Below are 24,949 nucleotides of genomic sequence, written 5' to 3'. Positions count from 1 at the left end.
CCCGCCGGTACCTGATGGGCGACCGCCGGCCGTGGCGAGAGGGTAGCGATGACCTTCAACGAGGGAATGCAGATCGATCCGGATCGGGTCGGGAGCGGCGGTCCGGGCACCGGCGGCATGATCGCGCTCGGCGGTGGCGCCGGTGGCCTGATCCTGCTGGTCCTGGCGCTGTTGTTCGGTGGCGACCCCGGCTCGCTGCTGGGTCAGTTCACCGGCGCGCAGAACAAGCCGCCCGCCGCGATGAGCAACCTGCCATCGCACTGCAAGACGGGCGCGGACGCCAACAAGTACGTCGACTGCCGGGTGGCGCTCACCGCGCAGAGCCTGGACGCGGTCTGGGCCACCGAACTCCCGAAGCAGACCGGCCGCAACTACGTGAAGCCGGCCGTCACGCTGTTCAGCGGCTCGGTCGGCACCGGATGCGGTAACGCGTCGAGCGCGGTCGGGCCGTTCTACTGCCCGGCCGACCGCACCGCCTACTTCGACACCAGCTTCTTCCAGGAACTCGTCACCAAGTTCGGCGCCAGCGGCGGCCCGCTGGCGCAGGAGTATGTGGTGGCCCACGAGGTCGGCCACCACATCCAGAACCTGCTGGGCGACTCCGGCCGATCGCAGCGCGATCCGCGTGGGCCGCAATCGGGTTCGGTCCGCACCGAACTGCAGGCGGACTGCTATGCGGGCCTGTGGGCCTCCTACGCCGACAAGCTGCCCGCCCCGGGCAGCAACCAGCCGTTCCTGAAGCCGTTGACGGACAAGGACATTCAGGACGCGCTGTCGGCCGCCTCGGCCGTCGGCGACGACCGTATCCAGAAGGCGGCCACCGGCCGGGTCAATCCGGAGTCCTGGACGCACGGCGCTGCCAATCAGCGCCGGGCCTGGTTCCTGGCCGGATACCAGTCCGGTCAGGTCCGCGCCTGCGACACCTTCTCCGCGGCCGACCTGAACAATCCGCCGTCCGTGCGCAACTGAGCACGCCGACGCGGTACGTCGCCGAACTGCCGGCCCGGTGCGAAACCGGACAGTTCGGCCGCGCGCTGCGGCGGCCTCGTTCAGGCGACGGTCCAGGTCTCCTTGCCGGACAACAGGTTCTGCAGGGAGTTCGGACCGACCGGCTTGCGCTCCCGGGCGATTTCCGACTGCGCCCGCACCCCGTCGTCGTAGGTGGGTCGCGAGGCGCTGCGGAAGATGCCGACCGGCACGTGCGTCAGCTCCTGATCCGACAGCCGGGACAGCGCGTAGGCGTATTCCGGATCGTCGGTGTAGGCGTCGTGCACCACGATGTCGGCCTCGGCGACGGAGTCGGCGCGCACCACCTCGACCCCGAACCCGTTGCGCACCACCGCGAATTCACCGTCGGCGCCGAATCGGATCGGCCGGCCGTGGCTCAGGCGGATCAGATGCGATTCCGCGTTCTCGCGGCGCAGCACGTCGAACGAGCCGTCGTTGTAGATCGGGCAGTCCTGCAAAATTTCCACAAAGGCGGTGCCCCGGTGGGTCGCGGCGGCCTGGAGTACCTCCGTGAGTCCGGCGCGGTCGGAATCCAGGGCGCGGGCCGCGAAGGTGGCCTCGGCGCCCAGCGCCACCGAGAGCGTGTTGAACGGATGGTCGACCGAGCCCATCGGGGTCGACTTGGTGATCTTGCCGGGTTCCGACGTCGGCGAGTACTGCCCCTTGGTGAGTCCGTAGATCCGGTTGTTGAACAACAGGATCGTCATGTTCACGTTGCGGCGCAGGGCGTGGATCAGGTGGTTGCCGCCGATGGACAGCGCGTCGCCGTCACCGGTGACCACCCAGACCGACAGGTCGGGCCGGGTGACGGCGAGACCGGTCGCGATGGCCGGGGCGCGGCCGTGGATGGAGTGGACGCCGTACGCGTCGAGGTAGTACGGGAAGCGGCTGGAGCAGCCGATGCCCGAGACGAACATCAGATTCTCGCGGCGCAGACCGAGGTCCGCGAGGAAACTCCGCACGGTGGCGAGGATGACGTAATCGCCGCAGCCCGGGCACCACCGCACCTCCTGATCGGAGGTGTACTCCTTGACCTTCTGCGGACCCTCGGCGGCGGGTACCCCGGACAGCCCGGTGAGGCCGAGATCGGTTCCGACCAGCGAGGTTTCGATGATGGTCATCAGTTTCCCCCTGTCTGTGACACGGTGGTGCGATAGGTTGCCCGGGCCCGCGCGGCGAACGCCTTGTCCTGTTCCAGTTCCGCGATGGTGCCGTCGAGCGCGGCATCGATGACGCCGACGAGTTCCTGGGCCGAGAAGGCGGTGCCCGCGACCTTCGTCCAGGGCCGGACGTCGACCAGGTAGCGGGCCCGCAGCAGCATGGACAGCTGGCCGTTGTTCATCTCCGGCGCGACGACCACGCGATACCGCCGCAACACATCACCGGTGTTGGCGGGCAACGGATTCAGATGCCGCAGATGCGCCTGCGCGACCGGCACGCCCCGGCGGCGGGCCCGCCGGCAGGCCTCACCGATCGGCCCGTAGGAGCTGCCCCAGCCGATGATCAGCAGTTCGGCCGCGCCGGAGGGATCGTCGACCTCGAGGTCGGGCACGGTGATCCCGTCGATCTTGGCCTGCCGCAACCGGACCATGAGTTCGTGATTGGCCGGATCGTAGGAGATGTTGCCGCTGCCGTCGGCCTTCTCCAGCCCGCCGATGCGGTGCGCGAGCCCCTTGGTGCCGGGTACCGCCAGCGGGCGGGCCAGCGTCTCGGGATCGCGGGCGTAGGGCTGGAAGTCGACGGCCTCCCCCGGTTCGCCCTCGAAGGCCGGGTCGATGCGCGGCAGGTCGCCGACGACCGGAATCGCCCACGGCTCCGAACCGTTCGCGATCGCGCCGTCGGACAGCAGCAGCACCGGAGTGCGGTAGGTCAGCGCGATCCGGGCCGCCTCGACCGCCGCCGCGAAACAGTCCGCCGGCGAGCGTGGCGCCACCACGGCGACCGGCGACTCACCGTTGCGGCCGTAGAGCGCCTGCAGCAGATCGGCCTGCTCGGTCTTGGTCGGCAGGCCGGTGGACGGGCCGCCGCGCTGCACATCCACGACGATCAGCGGCAGTTCGGTCATCACCGCCAGGCCGATGGTCTCGCTCTTGAGCGCCAGGCCGGGGCCGGAGGTGCTGGTGACCCCGAGCGACCCGCCGAGCGAGGCACCCAGCGCCGCACCGATTCCGGCGATCTCGTCCTCCGCCTGGAAGGTCGTGACGCCGAAGTTCTTGTGCTTGCTCAGCTCGTGCAGGATGTCGGAGGCCGGGGTGATCGGGTACGTGCCCAGGAACACCGGCAGACCGGACAGCTGCCCCGCGGCGACCAGGCCGTAGGCCAGCGCGGTATTGCCGGTGATCTGCCGGTAGGTGCCGGGCGGCAGCGCGGCGGGCGCGATCTCGTAGGTGGTGGCGAACGCCTCGGTGGTCTCGCCGTAGTTCCAGCCGGCCCGGAAGGCCAGGATGTTCGCCTCCGCGATGGCCGGTGTGGCCGCGAACTTCTCGCGCATGAACTGCTCGGTGCCGCCGATCGGCCGCCCGTACATCCAGGACAGCAGCCCGAGTGCGAACATGTTCTTGGCGCGCTGGCCGTCCTTCTTGCCGACCCCGGTCGACTCGGTCGCGCCCAGCGTCAGCGAGGTCATCGGCACCTGGTGCACCACGAAATCCGCCAATGTGCCGTCGGCCAGCGGATCGGCGCCGTAACCGACCTTGGCGAGGGTGCGCTTGGTGAACTCGTCGGTGTTGACGATGATCGTCGCGCCGCGGGCCAGATCGGCCATATTGGCCTTCAGCGCAGCGGGATTCATCGCGACCAGCACATCCGGCTGGTCGCCCGCGGTGAGGATGTCGTAGTCCGCGATCTGGATCTGGAAGGACGACACGCCCGGCAGTGTGCCCTGTGGCGCGCGGATCTCGGCCGGGAAGTTGGGCTGCGTGGCGAGGTCGTTGCCGAATGCGGCCGCCTCGTGGGTGAACCGGTCACCGGTCAGCTGCATACCGTCACCGGAATCGCCGGCGAACCGGATGACGACCTTCTCCAGCTTCTCGATACTGCCCATGCGCCCGCATCACTTCCTCTGAGTCGGCCACTCGCCTGGTCTGCGATACCACACGCCAAGTTACTCCGCTCGCACCGGGACACACCCGAGTTGCCACGCTACGACGCGATTCAGACTGTGAATAACGACAATTGCGATTCGCCTTGCGCGACCGGTACCGGGCGTGCATCGGATTCCGTTGGACGCGTGGACCGTAGCGCGTACCGGTCCAGCAGCGGGTCGATGCGATCCCGCAGCCACCCGGAATACTCCGGTGTGACATACGCCCCACGACCGTACAACTGCCGATAACGCCGCAGCAGCGCCGGGTGCGCGGCGGTGAGCCACTCCAGGAACCAGCCGCGTGTACTGCCGCGCAGGTGCATCGGGATCGCGACGGCACTCGCCGCGCCGGCCGCCGCGATGGACCCGAACAATTCCTCCAGGTGCGCGGTGCCGTCGGTGAGATACGGAACGATCGGGGCCGCCATCACATTCACGGCGAATCCGGCGTCGGCCAGGGCCCGCACCAGCTCCAGCCGGGCCCGGGGGCTCGGCGTACCCGCCTCTAGGCCGCGGTGCAGGTCGAGGTCGAGGATCGCGATCGAGACCGCGAGCCGCACCGGCACCGCGGCGGCGGCCGCCCGCAACAACGGCAGATCGCGGCGCAACAGCGTGCCCTTGGTCAGGATGGAGAACGGCGTGCCGGAATCGGCCAGCGCCCGGATGATTCCGGGCATCAGCCGATAACGGCCCTCGGCCCGCTGATACGGATCGGTGTTCGTGCCCAGCGCGACCGGTTCCCGGCGCCAGGACCGCCGGGCCAGTTCGCGCCGCAGCACCGCGCCGACATTGGTCTTCACCACGATCTGGGAATCGAAATCGCGACCGGCGTCGAGATCCAGATATTCGTGGGTACTGCGGGCGAAACAGTATGTGCAGGCGTGCGAACAGCCGCGCATGGTGTTGACGGTCCAGTCGAACGGCACGCCGGAACTCGCCGGCACCTTGTTCAGCGCGCTCTTGCACAACACCTCGTGGAAGGTGACGCCCTCGAATTCCGGTGTGCGCACGGTGCGCACGAACCCGGCCCGCTCCAGGCCGGGTAGAGCGCCGTCGTCGGCGTTCAGGCTCTGCCGCTGCCACCGCATCCGACCATTCGAACAGGTGTTCTAAGCCCTGTCAAGCACTCGCACCCGCGCGGTCGGCGAGATCCCCGTTGTAGAAGGCGATCAGATCGCGCACGGTGTCGGCGGTCGGCCGGGGCCGGTAGCCCAGTTCGGCGCGGGCCTTGGCGCCGTCGACCACGGGCGCGGCCAGCAGCGCGCCCATCGCCGCGCGCGACACCCGATCGCTGCCGAACAGCTTGCCGATCGGCTCCAGCACCGGGATCGCGGCCGAGATCACCTTCGCCGGAATCGCGAACGCCGGGCCGCGCTTGCCGTTGCCGGCGGCCGCCAGCCTGGTCAGCTCCAGCATCGAGACCATCTCGCCGGTGAGCAGGTAGTTCTCGCCGGTGCGGCCGTGTTCGGCGGCCAGCAGCAGGCCGTCGGCGACATCCCGCACATCGACCAGGTCGAATCCGCCGCCGATCATCACCGGGATGAGCCCGCGGGCCGCGTCGCGCAGGGTGGTGTTGATCCGCGAGCCGGTGTGGTCGATCGGCCCGTACACGCCGGTCGGATTGCAGATCACCGCGTCGAGTCCGGCGTCGATCACGGTGCGCAGTTCGACCTCGCCCTGCCACTTCGAGCGGTCGTAGACCGGCAGATTCGCGGCTGTCGACCGCGCCGAGCTCTCATCGATCCGGCCGCCGCAGCTGTACTGGTCGAACGAGTGGATCGAGCTGGTGTGCACGAAGCGGCGCACGCCGACCTCGCGCGCGGCCTCCGCGACCACCCGCACCCCCTCGGTGTTCACCCGCCAGGCCAGATCGTGCCGATGGGCGAGAGTGATCACCGCGACCAGGTGATAGACCACCTCCGCACCCGCGAGCGCCGCGCGCATCGACACCGGATCCAGTACGTCAGCGGAGATCCAGTCGATGTTGGGGTCCACGGCGCCGGTGGGACGGACCCGGTCGATAGCGGTCACCTCGTGACCACGCTCCACCAATCGGTGGAGCAGGTTCGTACCCAGGAACCCGGCTGCGCCGGTGACTGCGACCTTCATGCAAACGAGAATATAGAACTTGTTCTAATTTGCAACAAGTTCTAATTTTGTTCTCAGGTGGGCGATTCGAAGGGTCGAAACCTGTCGGGCCCGTCGGTTATATTGAGGCCCAGCCACACCCGAGTGCCCCGGAGCAACACTGCCCGGTCCGGGTTGCTCGAGGTTATCGTTCGCGAATCCCGGCAGCCGGGCGGACAATGTCAGGACCGAGCACAGATGGGGGAACACCGATGGCCGATCTCTCGGTGGAAACCACGGCGGTGCGCGAATTCGCCGCCACCAACCAGGGTGTCGCCGCGGACATCGCGGGCACCGCGAATTACGACGCCACCCAGCACATCGTCGCCATGACTCCGGTCTTCGGCCTCATCGGCGCCGACTATCTCGCGATGTTCGCCGCCGCGCAGGTCCTGCACGCGCACGATGTCAACGATCTGTCCGCCAAGGTCGACCACATCGGCAAGGCGGCATTCGGCACCGCGGCGACCTTCGACGACGCGGACGGCTCGCTGGCCGGCGCACTCGGCGCCATCGGCGAGCAGATCGGGGGCTGAGCAATGGATTCCGGATACGACACCGGTGTGATCGGCGCGCAGGCCGAGCCCCTCCCGGTTCAGCAACTGATCACCGCGGGCGGCACCCTCGGCCCGATGCTCGAGCTGGAACTGCCGCAGTGGCCCGACGACATGCTCCCGCCTGATCCACCCGCATTCGCGGTGGCGCACAAGGAGTTCGAGGAGGCCGATACCTCGGCGCTCCTCGGCACGCACCCCGCCGGTCCCGGCGGATCCACACCGGCCGACATCGACGAATTCGACGATCCCCTGCTCGGCGCCACGCACCCGACCGGCCTCGGCGGGCCCACGCCGACGGACACCGTCGGACCCGGCGACCCGCACATCGCGCGCGGCGACACACCGGAGTTACTCGCCGATGCCCACGACACGATATTCCCCGCACTGAATCCACTTGCGGGAGCGACACATTCGACCGAACAACGCCGAACCGTGCCACACCCCCCCGGCGCGGCGCATGCGGCCGCCGCGGCCCTCGGTTCGGCCCAGCCGTTCGGTATGCCCGCCGCTCCCGGTGCGGCTGCGCCGTCGTTCGGATCCGTCCCGGGCGGCTCTGCCCAGCCGTTCGACATCACCTCGGCGACGATCGGCGCGGCGCAACAGTTCGGCACCATCCCGGCCTCCGTCGGCACGGCGGCGTACAACACCACCCCCGCCGGCCTCGATGCGGCACACGCGGCGACCACCTCCGCCGTCGGCGCGACCTCGTCTGCGGCTCCTGCGGTCGCCGCCTCACACAGCGCGGCCGGCGGCGCCTCGGCGGCCGCCGCGACCCCGGCGGTCGCTCCGGCGCTCCCGCCGGATCCGGTCGGCGCCCTGCTGCACGGGCTGGCGCTGCCCGCCGTGCCCGGCGCCGACGCCCTGCTCAAACCGTTCCTCGATCTGCTGAGCGGCTTCGGGACCGGCGTCCTCGGCGCGGTCAACCCGGCCTCGATCATCGGCCAGGGCTCCCAGGTCATCCAGGCCGCGATGCAGGTCGGCGCGGGCGCGTTCAAGACCGTCGACCAGGTGTGGCAGGGCAAGTCCGCACGCAGCGCCCAGGAGGCCGGTCAGCGGGCCCAGGCGCAGGGGCAGGACACGAGCCAGCGCGGCCTGGACATCTCGCAGCTGACCGAACAGGCCGCCGGCGTGATCCAGCGCGGCAACGTCCAGCTGACCGCGATCGCCCAGGCCTTCGCGGCCGAGGCCACCGCGCTCGCGCCCGTCGTGTTCACCCCGCCGGGGCAGGCCACGCTCATCACCACCGCCACCGAGTCGCTCGGCCAAGCGGTATCGATCGTCAATGCCACCCGCGCCGAATTGTCCGGCTACACAGCCCAATTGGCGGGCGTCGTGCAACAGCTGACCGGCGCCGACGCCGCCACTCTCAACGATGCGGCCCAGGCGGCCGCCCAGAACATCGGCCAGCCGATGCTGGACGAGGCGCAGCAGATCCTCTCCGGCGACAACGCCCGCACGGTCGGCCTCGGCAGCGACTCGCTCGGTTCCCGCCTCGGCACCGGAGACGCCACCGTCGCCGCGGGCTACGGCGGCTACAACGGAGCTCACCCCGGCTCTTACGGCGGCCTCGGATCCTACGGCGGCGGCGGATATTCCGGCGGCGTGGGCGGCGGCGGAGGCGGCGCTCACCCCGGCGGCCCCGGCGGCTCGGTCCCCGGCCTGCGTCCCGCCGCCGGTGTCTCCGCCGTCCCGTTCGGTCCGGGCATGCCCGGGGCACCGGGCCAGGGCGCGGGCGGCGGCGGTTTCCTCGGCGCGCCCGGCGCGGCCGCCCAGCGCGACAACGAGGACCAGAAGTCCCGCACGGTGCAGCCGTATCACAGCGCCACCGGCAACAGCGACCTCACCGGCTCCCTCGGCGAGACCACCCCCGAGGTGATCGGCCAGACCCACCAGGACGAGATCATCTACGAATACGAGAACGACCGGCTCTGACCACGAGCCGAATCGCTCGCCGAGTCGGCCGGGGGGTATCGTCCGCCGGTTTCCAGTTTCCGGTCGGCAGCCGGTTTCCGGTCGGCAGCCGCGGTCGGCCCGCGGCCTCCTCGGACGAGCCACCGCCCTTCAGGTTCGTCGCGATCTCGACTTCGCCCGGACGCGGTCGCCGCGGCCGTTGCAGATGTCGTACCGAGGCCGATGGCGTCGTCCTCGAGCGCTGCCCGACATCCTCCCTCAGAACCCCGTTCCGCGCGGACCCGCGGCAGATCCACGTGTCTCGGTCGGGGGAAACTGTGCCGGGGTGGTGGGGTGGCCGCTAGCATCGCGGAGAGAACTAGAATCTGTTCTAGTTTTTCGCGATTTCGAGAGGACTGCACCGATGCGCTTCACCTACGCAGAGGCGATGACTGATCCCGCGCACTACATTCCGCTGGCGCAGGCCGCCGAGGCGGCCGGGTTCCACAGCATGTCGATCGCCGACAGCATCGCCTATCCGGCCGAGTCGGATTCCACGTATCCGTACACGCCGGACGGGTCGCGGGAGTTCCTCGACGGCAAGCCGTTCATCGAGGCGTTCGTGCTGTCCGCGGCGCTGGCCGCCGCGACGACCCGGTTGCGGTTCACGCCGTTCGTGATCAAGCTGCCGATCCGGCCGCCGGTGCTGGTGGCGAAGCAGACCGCGTCGCTGGCGTATCTGAGCGGCAACCGGTTCGGGCTCGGGGTGGGGATCAGCCCGTGGCCGGAGGATTTCGACATCATGGGCGTGCCGTTCGCCAAGCGCGGCAAGCGGATGGACGAGTGCATCGAGGTGGTGCGCGGGCTGTGCGGCGGCGAGTATTTCGAGTACCACGGCGAGTTCTACGACTTCCCGAAGATCAAGATCACGCCGGCGCCCACGCAGCCGGTGCCGATCCTGATCGGCGGGCACAGCGAGGCGGCGCTGCGGCGCGCGGCCCGGCTCGGCGACGGCTGGATGCACGCCGGCGGCGATCCCGCCGACCTCGATCGGATGCTCGCCCGGCTCACGGAACTGCTGCCCGAGCGGGAGAGCACCCTCCCGTTCGAGATCCACGTCGCCTCCGTGGACGCCTACACCACCGACGGCATCAAGCGGCTGGAGGACAAGGGCGTCACCGACGTGATCGTCGGCTTCCGCTACCCGTACGTAGCGGGCGAGGACACCGAGCCGCTGGCCAAGAAGATCGCGCACCTCGAACGCTACGGGAATTCCGTCATCGCGAAGTGCTGACGGTTGCTCGCCGCACGGGAGAGCCGCGCCGTTCGGCCGACCACGCTGTCGATGATCGGACGAACGGCGCGATGATCGGGCGGAACCGGTACCCCGCCCCTTGGCCACCTGACACTCCGGCCATGTTGGCACCCCGGCACCCGGGCACCCCGGCCACGTTGGCACCCCGGCCACGTTGGCACCCCGGCCACTTGGCATCCCGGCACGCCGACACCCCGGCCACCTTGGCACCCGGGCACCCCGGCCACCTTGGCATCCCGGCACCCCGGCCACCTTGGCATCCCGGCACCCCGGCCACCCCGGCACCCCGGCCACGTCGGCATCCCGGCACCCCGGCCACGTCGGCATCCCGGCACCCCGGCCACGTCGGCATCCCGGCACCCCGGCCACGTCGGCATCCCGGCACCCCGGCCACGTCGGCACCCCGGCCACCCCGGCCACCTTGGCACCCCGGCACCCCGACCACCTTGGCACCCCGGCACCCCGGCCACCTTGGCACCCGAGCACCCGGGTACCCCCGGCCCCTTGGCCACCTGACACTCCGGCCCACCTTGGCACCCGGGCACCCAGGCCACCCCCGGCACTCCGGCACCCGGCCAACTTGGCACCCGGCCATCCCCGGCACCCCGGGCCATCCCGGCCATCCCTGGCACCCCGGGCCATCCCGGCCATCCCTGGCACCCCGGCTGCCGCCGGAGGCCGTGTCCCGGTCCGCTCGGGCCGCCCCTCAGGGATGCTTGGCGAAGCCCAGGCCGATGACCGCCTCGCGCTCGGATTCCAGTTCCGCGACGCTGGCGTCGATGCGCTCGCGGGAGAATTCGTCGATCTCCAGGCCGGGCACGATGGTGTACTCCCCCGCCGCGCAGGTGACCGGGAACGAGCTGATCAGGCCCTCCGGCACGCCGTAGGAGCCGTCGGACGGCACGGCCATCGACACCCAGTCGCCGGGAGCGGTGCCCAGGGTCCAGTCGCGGATGTGATCGATCGCGGCCGCCGCGGCGCTCGCCGCCGACGACGCGCCGCGCGCCTCGATGATCGCGGTACCGCGGCGCTGGACGGTGGGGATGAACTCGTCACGCACCCAGGCCGGATCGCCGACCGCCCCGGCGGCCGGACGGCCCGCGACGGTGGCGTGTCCCAGATCGGGATACTGGGTGGCGGAGTGGTTGCCCCACACCGTGATTCGCGCGATGTCCGCGGCCGCGGCGCCGGTGCGGCGGGCCAGCTGTGCGATGGCGCGGTTGTGGTCGAGGCGGGTCAGCGCGGTGAAGCGTTCCGCCGGCACCTCGGGCGCGTTGCTCATCGCGATGAAGGCGTTCGTGTTGGCCGGGTTGCCGACGACCAGGACCCGCACGTCGTCGGCGGCGCTGGCGCTGATCGCGGCGCCCTGATCGGTGAAGATCGGGCCGTTGGCGGCCAGCAGGTCGGCGCGCTCCATCCGGGCGGTGCGGGGGCGGGCGCCCACCAGCACCGCGACGTTCGCGCCGGAGAAGCCGTCCCACGGATCGTCGCTGATGTCGACCGACTCCAGCAGCGGGAAGGCGCAGTCCTCCAGTTCCATCGCCACACCCTCCAGCGCCTGGACCGCGGCCGGAATCTCCAATAGCCGCAATCGAACCGGGGTGTCGGGTCCGAGCATGTCTCCGGCGGCGATCCGGAAGAGCAGCCCGTAGGCGATCTGGCCGGCACCACCGGTCACGGTGACGGTGACGGGAGTCCGGGCGACAACACTCACGAAAACTCCTAGCGATCCGAGTACGTTGCGGGCTCGCGCCGGCCGGACCACGGTCGCGCCGCGGCGGCCCGGGCTCGTCCCGAGGGCCTGTCGACCTCACCCTAATCCTGTTCACCGCCGTGGACGCCGGCCAGTGAGGAAGACGACACCCGGCCCGCGCGACAATGCCGCAAATCGGGCGAAATTCGACGAAAACTGTTGACCCGTACCGGTTTTCGCGTTACCGAAGCGTTATCCGGGACCGCCCCGGGTCAGCCCAGCGCGGCGATGTCGCGATCGCTGAGCACCACCGGCTGCACGCTGTCGCGGGAGCGGACCGACCGCACCGCCCGGTACAGCGGGCGTTCCTCGAGCACCGCGTCGCGGGCCTCGGCCCGCAACTGGCCGACCAGCACGTCCGACACCGCCAGCGCGGCGGCCAGCGGACTAGCGGCCAGCGCGTCCGCCAGCCGGCGCAGGCCGAGGATATGCAGTTCGCGGCCGCTGCCGGCATCGGTGTACATCGCCAGCGGCACCACCTGCCGGGCACCGCCCGCGGTGACGCGCAACACGATCCGCGACAACCGGCCGGGGAAGATCAGGATCTCGACCCCGGTGGCCTCGGCGACGTCCAGCCGCCGGCTGCCGAAGATCGTACGGGCCCGGATGACGGTGCCCGCCAGCCAGATTCGGCGCCGCTGCACCGCCAGCGCGTACAGGGCGGTGGGTGCGCCGAGCACCACACCGGCGACGACCGCGATCGGCCACGGCACCGCGAGCGCCAGCAACAGGCCCATCACGATGCCGATCCCGATCGCGGCCAGCGACAATCGCCGCAGCATCGGCGTGTACATCTCGGGCGCGATGAGATCCAGGCCGATCGGTTGCGGCGGTTCGGGTTTCGGTTCGTCGGTCACGCGTCCCACTCGTCCGTTCCGGGTCGACAGCCGGGCAACCGCCGGGCCGCACTCGAATTGCGCAGTGCGACACGACAGTTGGTGGCCCAGTGACCGTACTACCGATCCGCCGCGAGCGCGGCCGAGACCGTGGTCACGGCCTCGTCGATCGGGATCTGCCGTTGCTCGCCGGTGGCCAGATCCTTCAGGCCGATCTCACCCTCGGTGAGGTCGCGGTCGCCGAGGACCAGCGCGTACGTGGCGCCCGAACGGTCGGCGGCCTTCATCGCGCCCTTCACGCCACGGCCGCCGTAGGCGAGGTCGACCCGGACACCCGCCGAGCGCAACTGCGCGGCCAGCACCACCAGGCGCTGTTTCGCCGCGTCGCCGAGCGGGACGCCGAAGACGTCCACCCGGGCCGGACCGGCCGCGGCCTTGCCCTCCGCGGCGAGGGCCAGGATCGTGCGGTCGACGCCGAGCCCGAAGCCGATCCCGGACAGCGGCTGCCCGCCGAGCTCGGCCATCAGCCCGTCGTAGCGCCCGCCGCCGCCGATCCCGGACTGCGCCCCCAGGCCGTCGTGCACGAATTCGAACGTGGTCTTGGTGTAGTAGTCCAGCCCGCGGACCATCCGCGGGTTGACCACGTACGGCACACCCAGCGCGTCCAGATATCCGAGCACCTGCTCGAAGTGCGTCTTCGCCGACTCGGACAGGTGGTCGATCATCAGCGGCGCGTCCGCGGTCATCTCCTTGACCTCGGGCCGCTTGTCGTCGAGTACCCGCAGCGGGTTGATCTCGGCGCGGCGCCGGGTCTCCTCGTCCAGCGGCAGGCGGAACAGGAACTCCTGCAACAGTTCCCGATACTGCGGCCGGCAGGTGTCGTCGCCCAGGGAGGTGACCTCGAGCCGGAACCCGGCCAGGCCCAGCGACCGGAACCCGGCATCGGCCACGGCGATGACCTCGGCGTCCAGCGCCGGATCGTCGACCCCGATGGCCTCGACGCCCACCTGCTGCAACTGCCGGTAGCGGCCCGCCTGCGGCCGCTCGTAGCGGAAGAACGGGCCCGCGTAGCAGAGCTTCACCGGCAGCTGGCCGCGATCGAGGCCGTGCTCGATGACCGCGCGCATGACGCCGGCCGTGCCCTCCGGCCGCAATGTGACGCTGCGTTCACCGCGATCGGCGAACGTGTACATCTCCTTGCTGACCACATCGGTGGACTCGCCGACGCCGCGGGCGAACAGCGCCGTGTCCTCGAAGATCGGCAGCTCCACATGTCCGTATCCGGCCAGTCGCGCGGTGCGCACCAGCCCGTCGCGCACGGCGACGAACTCGGCGGAGGCGGGCGGCAGATAGTCCGGGACACCCTTCGGGGCGGTGAAGCTGCTGGTCTTGGTCACGATCGTCCAGTCTCCCCTACCGCCGTACCTCGAGTCCAACCGGTTGTGAGCGCGCCGTCTCGGGCTCTCCTCAGGAAGTGATGGCAGACTCTTACGCCGGAGCTCGCGACCGCGATGCCGCAAGTGGTGCCACGACGGAGGGCGGCGCCACGACACAGAAAGGGATCTGGTAGTGCCGAGCAACGAGCAACGACGGGCGGCAGCGAAACGGAAGCTGGAACGGCGATTGGAGCGGCAGGCCGAACGGGCCCGCAAGCGCAAACAGCTCACCATCGCCGGATCGGTCGTCGGCGTCGTGGTCGTGATCGCGGCAGGTGTCGGGATCTATTTTCTGACCAAGGGCGACAGCGACAAGACCACCGCGGCGCCCGACGCGTCGCTGTCGAGCACGCCACAGGTCGCGCCCCCGGCGGCACCGAAGCCGAAGGCCGCGACGGTCGCCTGCACCTACACCGACGCCGGCCCGGCCGCCAAGCCGGCCACCAAGCCGGAGAAGACCGAGGTGTCCACCCAGGACTCGCCCAAGGTGAGCATCGACACCAGCCAGGGCCCCATCGGCATCACCCTGAACGCCGCCGCGTCGCCCTGCACGGCGAACAGCTTCGCGAGCCTCGTGCAGCAGGGCTTCTACAACGGCGCGCCCTGCCACCGGCTGAGCACGCAGGGCCTGAAGATGTTGCAGTGCGGCGATCCCTCGGGCACCGGAAAGGGCGGTCCCGGTTACCAGTTCGCCAACGAGTACCCGACCGACCAGTTCGCCCAAGGTGATCCGGCGCTGCAGAATCCGGTCAGCTATCAGCGCGGCGTCGTCGCGATGGCCAACGCGGGACCCGACACCAACGGCAGCCAGTTCTTCCTGATGTTCGGCGATTCCCAACTCCCGCCGCAGTACACGATTTTCGGCACCGTCGACGAGCCCGGCCTGGCCACCCTCGACAAGATCGCCGCGGGCGGCGACGACGAATCGATGGCAACCACCGCCGGCGGCGGCAAACCGAACCTGCCGGTCACCTTCGAATCGGCCCGAATCGGCTGACCCGGTACATCTTTCACGCGACCGGCCCGGTGCATCGCACCGGGCCGGTCGCGGCTTCCCGCCGTGTTCGCCCGACATGCCCGGTGGCACTGGCACAGGACGTCCGGTTGCGGCATCCTGTTTCCGGAGAAGATCCGGCGCTCCGCCCGGGACGCCGGAAATGTGAGTTATATGTATTCGTTGCACGGTTCGAGTAAGGATCGCCTCCGTTCCCGCTGTAACCTCGTAGAACGAGGTACAACGTCGCTCGGCGACCGGCACGATCATTCATAGCGTTCACTGCGACTCGGGGAGCAGGCAATGGCCGAGGAACTCGACGACATCGGCCGCGAAACCGCGGCGTTGATGAAGCAAATGTTGCAGCTCGCGACCTTGGTCGCGCTGCGTACCCGCGAGCGGGGCCAGAAGGAAGCCGAGGCCCGCGTCAAGGTCACCGAGCAGCGCATCAAGGACGCCAAGGAACTCGCCCTGCGCGAGGCGCGCGAGTCCAAGGCCAAGGATCCGCGCAACGTGGAGCTCACCCGGATGCTGGACCGTCCGCCGCTCGAGCGGCCGGGCGTGTCGCTGGAACGGGACCGGTTCGCCGCCGAGGCCAGCGCGGCCCGCGGTGAGGCACAGGCGGCAGCAGCCGCCGCACCGGCCGTCCGGTACGACTCTGCGGAGCGCCGTACGGCTCTCGCCGCCCACCTCACCAAGATCGGTGTCGCACCGGAACTCCGCCAGATCCGGATGCTGATGGAGGTCGGTCAGGCCCAGCCCGCCTCCGAGGCCGTGCGTTCCGTGCCCGACGACAACGAGCGACTGGCCAAGCGCCTGCGCGAACAGGAACTGGCCCGTCAGCGCGGGCTCGAGCGCAGCCGCTGAGAAACGGTGTCCCGGAGTGGGTTTCGCGGCGGAAACCCACTCGGCGCCACCCGCACCGAGCCGCCCACGGCCACCCGGTCCGAGTCACTCGCGGCTGTTGGCCCGAGCCGCCCAGGGCTATTCGATCCGAGCCGGCCGCGGCTGTTCAGTCCGAGCCGCCCGCGACTGTCCGGTCCGGACCGCCCCGCCGCTGTGAGGCGTCCCGGTCGACGACGTACTTGTCCCGATCGTCCAGATCCGCGAACATCTCCGGTTGCGCGATAGTGGTCGGCAGCGGCCCCAGCAGCGACTTGTGCCCTTGCCGCACACTGCAATACCGGAACGGCCCACGCGGATCCAGGAGGACGGCCATGTGCGGATCGGCGTGCTCGTTGAACCATTCGCTCAAACCGGTCTCCGCCACCTGGCGGTAGCGCTCCCAGGCCCGCCAGGTGGCGTCGAGTCGCGCGACCGCCTCGGTGTGCTCCCACCACGACGGGCACCACACACTGTCCGTGGTGTCGCTGACCTGCCGCTGATACAGCAGGCTGAGGTAGTTCTCGACGAACTCGACCGCGGACTTGTATGCCGTGCCGGCGCCCTCGATGTCCTGGAACATCCCTTTCGGTGGCTGCGTCAGGATGAGCGGCGACAACAGCTCCTGATGCCCCTTGCGCACACCGCAGTACTTGAACGGCCCGTTCGCGTCGAACAGCTTGGCCATGTGCCGATCGGCGTGGTCCAGGAACCAGATACTCAGCCCCGTACGCGGATTGCGGCGGTAGTGTTCCCACGCCCGCCACAGGGCCTCCATCCGGATGACCGCCTCGGTGTGTTTCCACCACTCCGGGCACCAGACCGCATCGGTCGTGTCGGTGACCTGGCGCTGATAGATCTGGACCAGATACCCCTCGACGAACGCGGCGACATTCGGGTAGTACGTGGGCAATTGCTCCGGCTCGGTCACAGGGGCCGGACCTCCTCGGGCTGTCCGTGCTGCTGGGGCTGACCATAGTAGGGCTCGGCCGGAGCGGCGGGCTCCTCCGGGGTGTTCGCCGTGATCAGTTCACGCTGGGCGATCAGATCGTTCATGTCCGTCCGGTGCGGGCGAGCCGGGTTGTGGCGTTCGATCGAGCGGCGTACGGCGTCAGCGTACTCCCCCTCCCACCACGGCACGGTGCGTACCAGCACCGCGGGCGCACCGGAGGTGAACACGATGACCCGGCCGCGTGGCAGCGTCACCAGCGCGTTCACGTTGAAGGTGCGCGAGGAGCTCAGCGACCGCGAATAACTCTTGCCGCCCTTCGACTCCGACATCGACTGCGAGATGACCTCGTAGTCGCCGATGGCCTCGGACCGATCGGTGAGGAAGTGAGTGTCGTCGATACCGCTGCCGATGACCTTGATGTTGGCCGCCGACCACAACGCCTCCATCCCGGCCGCGCCCCAGCACCGCACGCCCTGCGCCCACGACTGCAACACCGTCATCACCACGATGCCGCGAGAACCGAAGTGGCTGTACTGCTTCGGCAGATCCTTCCAGCGCACCACGTTCGCGGCCTCGTCCAGCACCGCCAGCAACGGGACCGGCAACCGGCCGCCGTAGGAGCGCGACGCGCGGCGCATCGCCACGTCGATGATGGCCTCGGTCAGCGCGCTGACCAGCGGGCCCGCCGAACCGCGGCCCTCCAGCGACAGGCTGTAGAGCGTGCCGTTGTCCTCGATGAAATTCAGTTCGTCGAACGGGATCCGGGTGACGGTGCCGCCGTCGCGCAGCGCGGTGGTGCCCGGGATCACCCAGTCGTGCACGTTGGACAGCTTCAGGCAGCGCACCATCTTCTTGGCGGTGCCGAAAATGCCACTGCGGGTACGCGGATCGACGTTGTACTGCGCGGACAGACCGGAGGCACTGAGGGTGAAGTGCTCACCCGCGGCACGCAACACCTCGACCGGTTCCGGGTCGAGCGGATTGGTGACCCACTCCCACACCTGTGTGATCGGCTTGCCGTAGACGGCGGCGGCCAGGAACAGGCCGGCCAGCAGATCCTCGGCCTCGGGATCGAAGAAGGAGTCGCCGCCGGCGTCGGAGCCGCTGTCGGCGTCGGCGAAGTGGCCCGCGAGCCGGGCGGCGCGCATCTCGGCGCCCTCGTGCCGGGGGTCGACCCAGGTCAGCGGATCCCAGTACCACCGGGGCTCCTCCCCCGCGACACCGGTCGGGTCGAACACGAACACCGGAGAACCCTTGGCCTCCCGCACATCCCGGGTCGCGTCGACCACGTCGCGCTTGTTGGAGGTGACGAGCACCGGCCCGATCGCCGACAGGATCGCCGGGATCACCCGCGAGGTCGACTTACCCTGCCGCGGTCCCCAGATGTCGATGTGCAGATCCTCGTAGGATCCGTAGAGCATGGTGCCGTCGGCCACCGAGATGCCGATCGGCACACCGGGTTCGTCGTCCTCGCCGAGGTTCTGGCCGAGTTGCGTGGCCTTCTCCCGCGCACCCGCCGCGGTGAGCGCCGCGATGGCGCTGCCGCTGCCCATGTGCTCGGCCTTGGCGTCGACGGGCAGCTTGCCCTTGCCGGCCCGCTTCTTCTTCTCCTTGCGCCAGACCCGGTACGCCACATAGGCCGCGATGACCAGCAGCACGATCGCGGTGGACGCCAGCGGCCAATGGATCTGCCCCTTGACCAACTGGATCACGGTGGCGATCGGGTTGATGGGGATGTTCTGCTTGGTCACCGACAGCGCGTTGCCGAGGTGCAGGGCCACCCACAGGGTGCCGAACGTGGCGAAACCGATGTACACCAAGATGAGCTGGTGATCCGGACCCGGAACGGCCGGGTCCTGCAGCTTTTTCGCCATCTGGAACCTCCTGTGGTGGTTCGAACTGTGTTCTGTTGCCGCTCAGCGGAATCCGTCGAGCCGCCAGCCGTCCGTGGTGCGGACGACGGTGGCGATGACCGTCGCCGGCGGCAACGGCTCGCGCCGCCCGTCGGGATGGACGACGGTCTGCTCTATTCCGATCTTGTACTGCTGATGGTCCGGATCGCCGACGGGCGCCTTCTCTCCGGACGCGAAGGTGAAGGCCTCGACGTGCGCGCCCTCCCGGCCCCAATCCGCCCACTGCAGCGAGGGTTTCGGGGTGTCGACACCGGTCGGCGGGGTGTCCAGGGTGCGGATCAGGCTCGGCCCCAGCCACTTCCGGGCCCGGGCCAGCGACGCACCCGGGGCCTCCGTCGCCGGATTCCAGGTGTAGACCTGCTGCAACGCCGCCACCGCGACCCCGTCCGGCGTGCTCGGATCCGGCGCGGGCACCGCCGCCAACTGGCGGGTGGTGGAGGCGGGTGGCTCGGCCGGCGATCCGGATTCGCCCGAGCCGCACGCGGCAGCCGACAGCGTGACACTCGCCATCAGCATCACCCCCAGGATCGTGCGTTGTGCCGTCACCTTCCAGGCTATCCGGCCGGACCGACACCTCACAGCATCCTCCGCAATCGCGCGTCGCCGGGCACCGGAACCTCGCTCACGCCGGAGGGGTCCGCGGACCGGATCATCATGCCCTCACCGACGTACACGCCGACCTCCGCCGGGCCGCGTCTCCCGAACCGCGAGAACACCAGATCGCCCGGCTGCGCACGGCTCATCGGCACCTCTCCGCCTGCCTCCCACTGCTGTTCGGCGGTCCGCGGCAGCGTGACCGTGCCGGCCGAGGCGGCGAAGACCGCCGCCGAGGTGAGGCCCGGCCCGTCCAGCCCGCCGCCGGTCGGTCCCTCCGGGCCGCCGCCGCCCCAGACGTACGGGGTGCCCAGATACTGTTGCGCGGCCGCCAGGATCTCCTGGCCGCCGGACCGGCCGTCCGGCTCGAACCGGCCCATCGATCCCGGCGCCCGGTACTGCGGCTCCATCGCGAGGATGTTCGCCACGTAGGGCTGGGTCTCGGAGAGGTGCGCGGGCACCTGGTTCGGCATTCCGCCGGAGGCCAGCACCGCCCCCTCGCCCGCGTTGTAGGCCGCCAGCGCCAGCGGCACCACGTCGCCGTGCACCTTGCCCTCACCGATCCAGTGCTCGATGCGGTGCGCCAGCGAGCACATGTACCGGCCCTGCGCGATGATCGCGTCGCCGTCGTCCCAGAGGCTCGCGGTGCCGTTGCCCTCGACGTCGAGCAGATACGGCTTGCCGTCGTCGGGATCGATGGACATCGCGGTGCCGGGCAGGAACTGGGCCAGACCCTGCGCACCGGCCGGGGAGGTCAGCCCGCGCCGGAAGCCGGACTCCTGCCGGCCCTGGGCGGCCAGGATCGAGGGCGTGATCTCGGGGCACAGCGATCCGGCCCGCCGATACCACAGCTCCAGTTCCGGGGGCACCTTGCCCGCGGCGAGCGCGCCACCGGCGGTGCCGAAACCACGGGCGCACAACGGGTTCGCCGAGAACGGCCAGGCGCCCGACGACTCCGGCGTGGGTGCGCCGTCCAGCCACGGCAGCGGATCGATCTGGTGCCCGCCGGCGAACCGGCCACCCGGCACGATCTCGAAATGCAAATGGGCGCCGGTGGATTCACCCGCCGAGCCGACCGTGCCGATCAGTTCGCCGGCGTGCACCTGCTGCCCGGCGCGCACCCGGACCCCGCTGTCCCACTCGTGCCCGTACACCGCGGAGAACGGCCGGCCGTTGACGTCCACCGAGTCGATCACGATCCAGTTGCCGAAGCCGGTCGCGGCGCCCGCCGCCACCACGGTGCCGTCGGCGACCGAATAGATCGGGGTGCCGTCCGGGGCGGCCAGGTCGACCCCGAGATGGGTTCCGCCGCGCGCGCCGAACGGATCGGAGATGAAGAACGAGCCCTGCGGCAGCGGCCAGCTGCGCCGGATCGGGCCCAGGCCGGAGGCCGCCGCGGCGGTCCGGGTGATCGCCGAATTCGTCGCCGCCGCAGGCACATTCGCGACGCCGGGCGCGGGGGCGCTCGGGGCGGTGGCGGTCCCGGAGCCCTCGGCGCGCACGGACGACGGCGTGCCCCCCGACGGCTGCGCGGTGGTGGGGGTGACCGTCGGCTGGTCGGCGCACTGGTCCTCGACCGCGGGCAGCACGATCACCACGACGAGGACGATGAGCGCGACCACGGTGCCCATGCCGATCCACAGCAGCGATTTCGCGCTCACCGCGCCCCCGGCGAGTCGGCACGGCGGATCACCGCGCGAGAGGCGACCGGATCGGCCCCGCTGCGGAACGCACGGATTGTCGCGGTAGGGGTCGCACAGATTGTCGCGGTCCGGGTTGCAGCGTGGGTTGCACGGATTGCCCCTGTGCGGGCCGCACGGATCGTCCCTGTCCGGGTCGCACGAATAGTCACGGTGCGGGTCGCACGGATCATGTGTGGTGTTCGGCTTCGTTCAGGGATTCGACGAGGGTGCGGTTCATCTCGGCGGCGGCCGCCAGTTGCTGCTGCAACAACGCCACCTTGCGCCGTAACGCCGCGGCGTCCATCCGGTCCAGGCCCGGCTCCTCCGCGGCCCGGACCCAGTTGCGCACGGAATTGGTGTGCACGCCGATCTGTTCGGCCACCACGCGGCACGCCTCCGATTCGCTGCGCAGCGTTCCGGTCAGCGCGAGCACCTGTTCGACCGCCGCCTCCCGGACCCGCGGCGACACTCTTCGATAGGATCTGTGCGGCATCATGCGACGTTCCCCTCGTCTCCGCCGGGGCCTGCCGTGCCGTCGTCCCCGCCGGTGGGTTCACCGTCCACCCCGTAATCGACGAGACTCTCACCGGTTCCGCCGAACTCGCTGAACCGCTGATTGGTCTCGTGGATTCCGCTCTCCTGCTCGGAGGGGGTGAACTCCATGTGGAACGGGATCCCCGGCCGCCGATCCTCGCCGACCTTCAACAGGAATTTGCCGGTGCCGGGCGCCGGCGGCCGGGCCTGGCCCGGTTTGAGGGCCTCACCCGTCAACGCCTGCGGCGCGGACCATCCGGTGACCATCTCCTCCTCCGCGGAGGTGAACGGCACCGTCGAGTCGAGGCGCTTGATCTCCTCGGGCGGCAGCGCGCCGAAGATCTTGGCGCGCGCGCGTTCCAGGAAGCCGAGCGCCTTCGCGATCGCGGCCTCCGAGCCGAGCGACTGCAGATCCTTGATGGTGTGGCTGATCATGATCAGCGAAGTGGCGATCGCGCGCTGCAGACGGGTCAGCTCGTCGACGCGGTCGACCATGAAGTCGCCCAGCCCGAGCACCTGCCACAGCTCGTCCATCACGACCTGGAAGTAGCGCTGCGGGCCCATATCGGCGTCGGCGAGCACGTGCGCGGCCTCCACCGAGGCGAAACCGTCGGCCCAGCAGGCCAGCATCACGGCGGCTTTCAGCTTCTTGTCGCCGCTGGGGATGTGCGAGACGTCGATGCACACCGCGACCGCCGACGTATCGATCGGCGTCGTGGTCTGCCCGTTGAACACCGCCCCGAACGGACCCTGGGTGAGCGCGCGCAGCGACCGCCGCAGGTTCTTGATGGCTTCCTGGTACTCGTCCGGATTGTCGGCGCCCGCGTCGAGCATCAACTCGTCGCCGCCGTCGATGATCACCTCGAGCAGGTGTTCCATGATCGGCGGCCGGTCCGGGGTGTAGCCGCTGCCCTCACGGTAGAGGATGCGCAGGGCGGTGGAGATCAGGGTCTCCTCGAAATCGGCGACCCGGGCACCGCGCACCAGTTCCACCAGGCCCGCGACCAGGGTGACCTGGCGGGCGCGCAATTCCTGAATCACCTGGACCTGCAACGCGGGAAGGTCGTCCAGCATCGGCACGATGGAGCCGAGTACGCCCGCGGCCAGCGGATTGACCTTGCCGTGCCCGTAACCGAGGTCGATGACCTGGCCGCCGACCATCTCCACCAGGCGCCGGTAGTCGGGTTTGACGTCGGCAAGGATCAGCGGCGTGATGCCCTGCGCGACACCGCCGAGCACGATCCGGCGCACCAGCGACGATTTGCCGAAACCGTTGAGTCCCAGCACGAACAGGCTCGGCGCGGTGATGAAACTGCCGCGCATGAACCAGTTCATCGGATCGAAGCAGACCGGCGCGCCGGTGTGCAGATGGGAGCCGAGCGGGGTGCCGATCAGCGGCGCGCCGGCGCCGACCGACCACGGCCACAGGCCCGCGACCTGCGCGGTGGTAGCGCGATACTCGACCGGGCGGCCGACCACGTTCATCCGGCCGCCGCCCTCGCCGGTGTAACCGCGATCGGTGAGTTGCAGTGTCTCCCGGTCGAAGTCGTCCTCGACCACGGCCTCGGTGCGGGCCAGCGCGTTGACCCGGCGCAGATCGTCGGTGCGGAGCCGGAACGCCGCCCAGCCCGCCCGCAGACCGCTGCGCTCGCGGGCCACGGCCTCCAGCTGGGCACGGGTGATGTCATCGAGCAGGGGCGGCCCCTGCTTCTTCTGCTTGGCGGGCTTGCGTTTCGGCCGGTCGCCCGGCGCCGGGGCGCCCGAGTCGCGGCCGGCGCGGCCCTCCGCGCGGCCGGCCTGGCCGGCGGAAAGTCCGATGCGGCCCTGTTTCTTCCGGCCGGGATCGGCGTCGAGCTGACCGTAGGGCTTGTGCTCCACGCGTGGGACGTTCGGTGGCAGGCTGCGATTGCCGGTGTCCCGGCCCTCCCCGCCCGTGCCGCCGCGCCCGGTACGCCGCTCACCGGCGCGCCCGCCCGCGGAACCTGTTGCACGGCGCGAACTTTCGCCGGCTGCGGCGCGGCGGCCCTGGCGTTGGTCGGCCGTCTCCTCTGCACCCTTGCGGCGCTGGGTGTTTCGCGGGCCGTCAGCGCTCGCCGCCGCCCGCTCGCCATCGTCGTCGCGGCGCGCGGGCAACCGGCGATGCGCCGGGGCATCGGGGTCCGCGGAGCCGCGGCGACCCACGGCGGTGCCGCCCGAACGCGACCCGGCCCGGGTGTCCCCACCGCCCGAGCCACCACGTACGGCCGGCTCGTCGCCGGATCGCGAACCACCGCGCACAGCATTCGCACCGGTGCCGAAAGCACCACGCACCGCCGGGTTCTCACCGGTATCGAAAGCACCACGCGCAGCCCGCCCGGCGCCGGTGTCGAGAGCGCCACGCTCAGCAGGACTCACACCGCCGTCACGAGCACCGCGCTCGGCCCGGCCGGCATCCGTCTCGAAAGCACCGCGCGCAGCATGACCCTCGCCGCCGTCACGGGCACTGCGCTCCACACGGCCGGCACCCGTCTCGAAAGCACCCCGCGCAGCATGACCCTCGCCACTGTCGCGGGCACTGCGCTCCGCACGGCCGGTGCCCGTGTCGAAAGCATCACGCGCGGCGGGACTCGCACCGCCGTCACGGGCACTGCGATCCGCACGGTCGGCGCCCGTCTCGAAAGCATCACGCGCGGCATGACTCGCGCCGCGGTCACGGGCACTGCGCTCCACACGGCCGGTACCAGTGTCGAAAGCACCACGCGCGGCATGACTCTCGCCGCCGTCACGGGCACTGCGCTCGGTAGCCGTCTCGAAAGCACCACGCGCGGCGGGACTCTCGCCGCCGTCGCGGGCACTGCGCTCCACACGGCCGGTACCAGTGTCGAAAGCACCACGCGCGGCATGACTCTCGCCGCCGTCACGGGCACTGCGCTCGGTAGCCGTCTCGAAAGCACCACGTGCAGTGAGACTCTCACCGGTGTCGCGGGCGGTGCCGGTGGTGCGGTGATGCTCGCCGTCGATGGTGGCATGTCCGGTAGGCGGGGGCGTGCCGGCGTCCCGGCGCGGGCGGGCCGAGGCGGCGGGTGGCTCGTGTGCTGCGGGCTTGCGCCGCGCTCGGTCTCCGGCGGCCGCCTCGCTGCTGACGGCGAAACCCGTTGCGGGATCTACGGGTTCGACGGCGGCTGCGGTCGCCGGGCGCCGGGCGGGGCGGATCGGGGCGTCGTCCCAGTCGGCGGGTTGTCCAGCGCGCGGCTCACCCGGCGTGTAGGACTCGATCGCCCAGCTCTCCTCGCCGTCGCGCTGCGGTGCGCGCCGCGGCGGCGACGGGTTCTCCGGATCGACGACCCGTTCGCTGTAGCGTGGGGGTTCGCCGCGGTACCGGACCGGCGGCTCGCCGAACTCACTCGCCATG

19 protein-coding genes are annotated in these 24,949 nt (G+C 70.4%); 6 read left to right on the top strand and 13 right to left on the bottom strand.

Going from position 1 to position 24,949, the window contains the following annotated elements:
• Positions 1–48: 48 nt before the first annotated feature.
• Positions 49–969 (top strand): KPN_02809 family neutral zinc metallopeptidase, encoded by a 921-nt coding sequence (gene ypfJ, locus NRB56_RS22940; protein ID WP_153345529.1) that lies wholly within the window; start codon positions 49–51, stop codon positions 967–969.
• A gap of 80 nt (positions 970–1,049) precedes the next feature.
• Here the strand turns inward: ypfJ and NRB56_RS22935 are convergent, their stop codons facing one another.
• From NRB56_RS22935 to NRB56_RS22920, 4 genes are all read right to left on the bottom strand, one after another.
• Positions 1,050–2,129: a 2-oxoacid:ferredoxin oxidoreductase subunit beta gene (locus NRB56_RS22935; protein WP_153345528.1), complete on the bottom strand. Its 1,080-nt coding sequence runs from the start codon at positions 2,127–2,129 to the stop codon at positions 1,050–1,052.
• Positions 2,129–4,051: a 2-oxoacid:acceptor oxidoreductase subunit alpha gene (locus tag NRB56_RS22930; RefSeq protein ID WP_153345527.1), complete on the bottom strand. Its 1,923-nt coding sequence runs from the start codon at positions 4,049–4,051 to the stop codon at positions 2,129–2,131. The genes NRB56_RS22935 and NRB56_RS22930 overlap by 1 nt, the downstream gene beginning before the upstream one ends.
• Before the next feature lie 110 nt (positions 4,052–4,161).
• Complete coding sequence (locus NRB56_RS22925) at positions 4,162–5,181, bottom strand: Rv2578c family radical SAM protein (protein ID WP_153345525.1); 1,020 nt, start codon at positions 5,179–5,181, stop codon at positions 4,162–4,164.
• A gap of 31 nt (positions 5,182–5,212) precedes the next feature.
• A complete protein-coding gene (locus NRB56_RS22920; RefSeq protein ID WP_153345524.1) occupies positions 5,213–6,202 on the bottom strand; it encodes an NAD-dependent epimerase/dehydratase family protein in 990 nt (329 codons plus the stop codon).
• Positions 6,203–6,432: 230 nt separating this feature from the next.
• Here NRB56_RS22920 and NRB56_RS22915 point away from each other — a divergent pair, with 230 nt between their 5' ends.
• The 3 genes from NRB56_RS22915 to NRB56_RS22905 all read left to right on the top strand — a co-directional run bounded on the left by NRB56_RS22915 (position 6,433) and on the right by NRB56_RS22905 (position 9,961).
• Positions 6,433–6,756 carry a type VII secretion target gene (locus tag NRB56_RS22915; protein WP_153345522.1) on the top strand — a complete coding sequence of 108 codons (324 nt, stop codon included), beginning with the start codon at positions 6,433–6,435 and terminating at the stop codon, positions 6,754–6,756.
• 3 nt (positions 6,757–6,759) lie between these two features.
• Positions 6,760–8,709, top strand: a complete 1,950-nt coding sequence (locus NRB56_RS22910) for a hypothetical protein (RefSeq protein ID WP_153345519.1) — start codon at positions 6,760–6,762, stop codon at positions 8,707–8,709.
• Positions 8,710–9,091: 382 nt separating this feature from the next.
• The gene (locus NRB56_RS22905) at positions 9,092–9,961 is read left to right on the top strand and encodes a TIGR03619 family F420-dependent LLM class oxidoreductase (RefSeq protein WP_153345517.1); all 870 of its coding nucleotides are present in this window, start codon (positions 9,092–9,094) and stop codon (positions 9,959–9,961) included.
• Between the two features lie 727 nt (positions 9,962–10,688).
• Here NRB56_RS22905 and NRB56_RS22900 read toward each other — a convergent pair.
• The 3 genes from NRB56_RS22900 to hisS form a co-directional block, all read right to left on the bottom strand.
• Entirely contained in the window at positions 10,689–11,696 is a 1,008-nt protein-coding gene (locus NRB56_RS22900) for a malate dehydrogenase (protein ID WP_319943385.1), read from the bottom strand.
• A 251-nt stretch (positions 11,697–11,947) separates the two neighbouring features.
• Entirely contained in the window at positions 11,948–12,592 is a 645-nt protein-coding gene (locus NRB56_RS22895; RefSeq protein ID WP_319943384.1) for a hypothetical protein, read from the bottom strand.
• A gap of 98 nt (positions 12,593–12,690) precedes the next feature.
• The gene (gene hisS / locus NRB56_RS22890; protein WP_319943383.1) at positions 12,691–13,968 is read right to left on the bottom strand and encodes a histidine--tRNA ligase; all 1,278 of its coding nucleotides are present in this window, start codon (positions 13,966–13,968) and stop codon (positions 12,691–12,693) included.
• A 172-nt stretch (positions 13,969–14,140) separates the two neighbouring features.
• Here hisS and NRB56_RS22885 point away from each other — a divergent pair, with 172 nt between their 5' ends.
• On the top strand, positions 14,141–15,004 hold the full coding sequence (locus NRB56_RS22885) for a peptidylprolyl isomerase (protein ID WP_319943382.1): 864 nt from the start codon (positions 14,141–14,143) through the stop codon (positions 15,002–15,004).
• Positions 15,005–15,304: 300 nt separating this feature from the next.
• Positions 15,305–15,868, top strand: coding sequence for a hypothetical protein (locus NRB56_RS22880; protein ID WP_153345511.1), 564 nt, complete (start codon positions 15,305–15,307; stop codon positions 15,866–15,868).
• Positions 15,869–16,013: 145 nt separating this feature from the next.
• Here NRB56_RS22880 and NRB56_RS39195 read toward each other — a convergent pair whose 3' ends face one another.
• The 6 genes from NRB56_RS39195 to NRB56_RS39190 form a co-directional block, all read right to left on the bottom strand.
• Positions 16,014–16,814 carry a DUF4913 domain-containing protein gene (locus NRB56_RS39195; RefSeq protein WP_319943381.1) on the bottom strand — a complete coding sequence of 267 codons (801 nt, stop codon included), beginning with the start codon at positions 16,812–16,814 and terminating at the stop codon, positions 16,014–16,016.
• Entirely contained in the window at positions 16,811–18,709 is a 1,899-nt protein-coding gene (locus tag NRB56_RS22870; protein ID WP_153345509.1) for a TraM recognition domain-containing protein, read from the bottom strand. Before NRB56_RS22870 ends, NRB56_RS39195 begins: the two co-directional genes overlap by 4 nt.
• 42 nt (positions 18,710–18,751) lie before the next feature.
• Positions 18,752–19,294, bottom strand: coding sequence for a hypothetical protein (locus NRB56_RS22865; RefSeq protein WP_319943380.1), 543 nt, complete (start codon positions 19,292–19,294; stop codon positions 18,752–18,754).
• 29 nt (positions 19,295–19,323) lie between these two features.
• Positions 19,324–21,003 carry a peptidoglycan DD-metalloendopeptidase family protein gene (locus tag NRB56_RS22860; protein ID WP_319943379.1) on the bottom strand — a complete coding sequence of 560 codons (1,680 nt, stop codon included), beginning with the start codon at positions 21,001–21,003 and terminating at the stop codon, positions 19,324–19,326.
• A 208-nt stretch (positions 21,004–21,211) separates the two neighbouring features.
• Positions 21,212–21,520 carry a transposase gene (locus NRB56_RS22855; RefSeq protein WP_153345507.1) on the bottom strand — a complete coding sequence of 103 codons (309 nt, stop codon included), beginning with the start codon at positions 21,518–21,520 and terminating at the stop codon, positions 21,212–21,214.
• On the bottom strand, positions 21,517–24,948 hold the full coding sequence (locus NRB56_RS39190) for a hypothetical protein (RefSeq protein WP_227838219.1): 3,432 nt from the start codon (positions 24,946–24,948) through the stop codon (positions 21,517–21,519). Before NRB56_RS39190 ends, NRB56_RS22855 begins: the two co-directional genes overlap by 4 nt.
• Position 24,949 lies beyond the last annotated feature (1 nt).

This window comes from Nocardia aurantia (assembly GCF_009604425.1).
Classification (GTDB): domain Bacteria; phylum Actinomycetota; class Actinomycetes; order Mycobacteriales; family Mycobacteriaceae; genus Nocardia; species Nocardia aurantia.
This window is presented reverse-complemented; position numbering and strand designations above follow the sequence as displayed.

Excerpts from the sequence above, each read along its gene's own strand:
- NRB56_RS22870 (WP_153345509.1), bottom strand. The coding sequence starts at position 18,709 with ATGGCGAAAAAGCTGCAGGACCCGGCCGTTCCGGGTCCGGATCACCAG.
- NRB56_RS22930 (WP_153345527.1), bottom strand. The coding sequence starts at position 4,051 with ATGGGCAGTATCGAGAAGCTGGAGAAGGTCGTCATCCGGTTCGCCGGC.
- NRB56_RS22855 (WP_153345507.1), bottom strand. The coding sequence starts at position 21,520 with ATGATGCCGCACAGATCCTATCGAAGAGTGTCGCCGCGGGTCCGGGAG.
- NRB56_RS22935 (WP_153345528.1), bottom strand. The coding sequence starts at position 2,129 with ATGACCATCATCGAAACCTCGCTGGTCGGAACCGATCTCGGCCTCACC.
- NRB56_RS22910 (WP_153345519.1), top strand. The coding sequence starts at position 6,760 with ATGGATTCCGGATACGACACCGGTGTGATCGGCGCGCAGGCCGAGCCC.
- NRB56_RS39190 (WP_227838219.1), bottom strand. The coding sequence starts at position 24,948 with ATGGCGAGTGAGTTCGGCGAGCCGCCGGTCCGGTACCGCGGCGAACCC.
- NRB56_RS22915 (WP_153345522.1), top strand. The coding sequence starts at position 6,433 with ATGGCCGATCTCTCGGTGGAAACCACGGCGGTGCGCGAATTCGCCGCC.
- NRB56_RS22920 (WP_153345524.1), bottom strand. The coding sequence starts at position 6,202 with ATGAAGGTCGCAGTCACCGGCGCAGCCGGGTTCCTGGGTACGAACCTG.
- ypfJ (WP_153345529.1), top strand. The coding sequence starts at position 49 with ATGACCTTCAACGAGGGAATGCAGATCGATCCGGATCGGGTCGGGAGC.
- NRB56_RS22880 (WP_153345511.1), top strand. The coding sequence starts at position 15,305 with ATGGCCGAGGAACTCGACGACATCGGCCGCGAAACCGCGGCGTTGATG.
- NRB56_RS22925 (WP_153345525.1), bottom strand. The coding sequence starts at position 5,181 with ATGCGGTGGCAGCGGCAGAGCCTGAACGCCGACGACGGCGCTCTACCC.
- NRB56_RS22905 (WP_153345517.1), top strand. The coding sequence starts at position 9,092 with ATGCGCTTCACCTACGCAGAGGCGATGACTGATCCCGCGCACTACATT.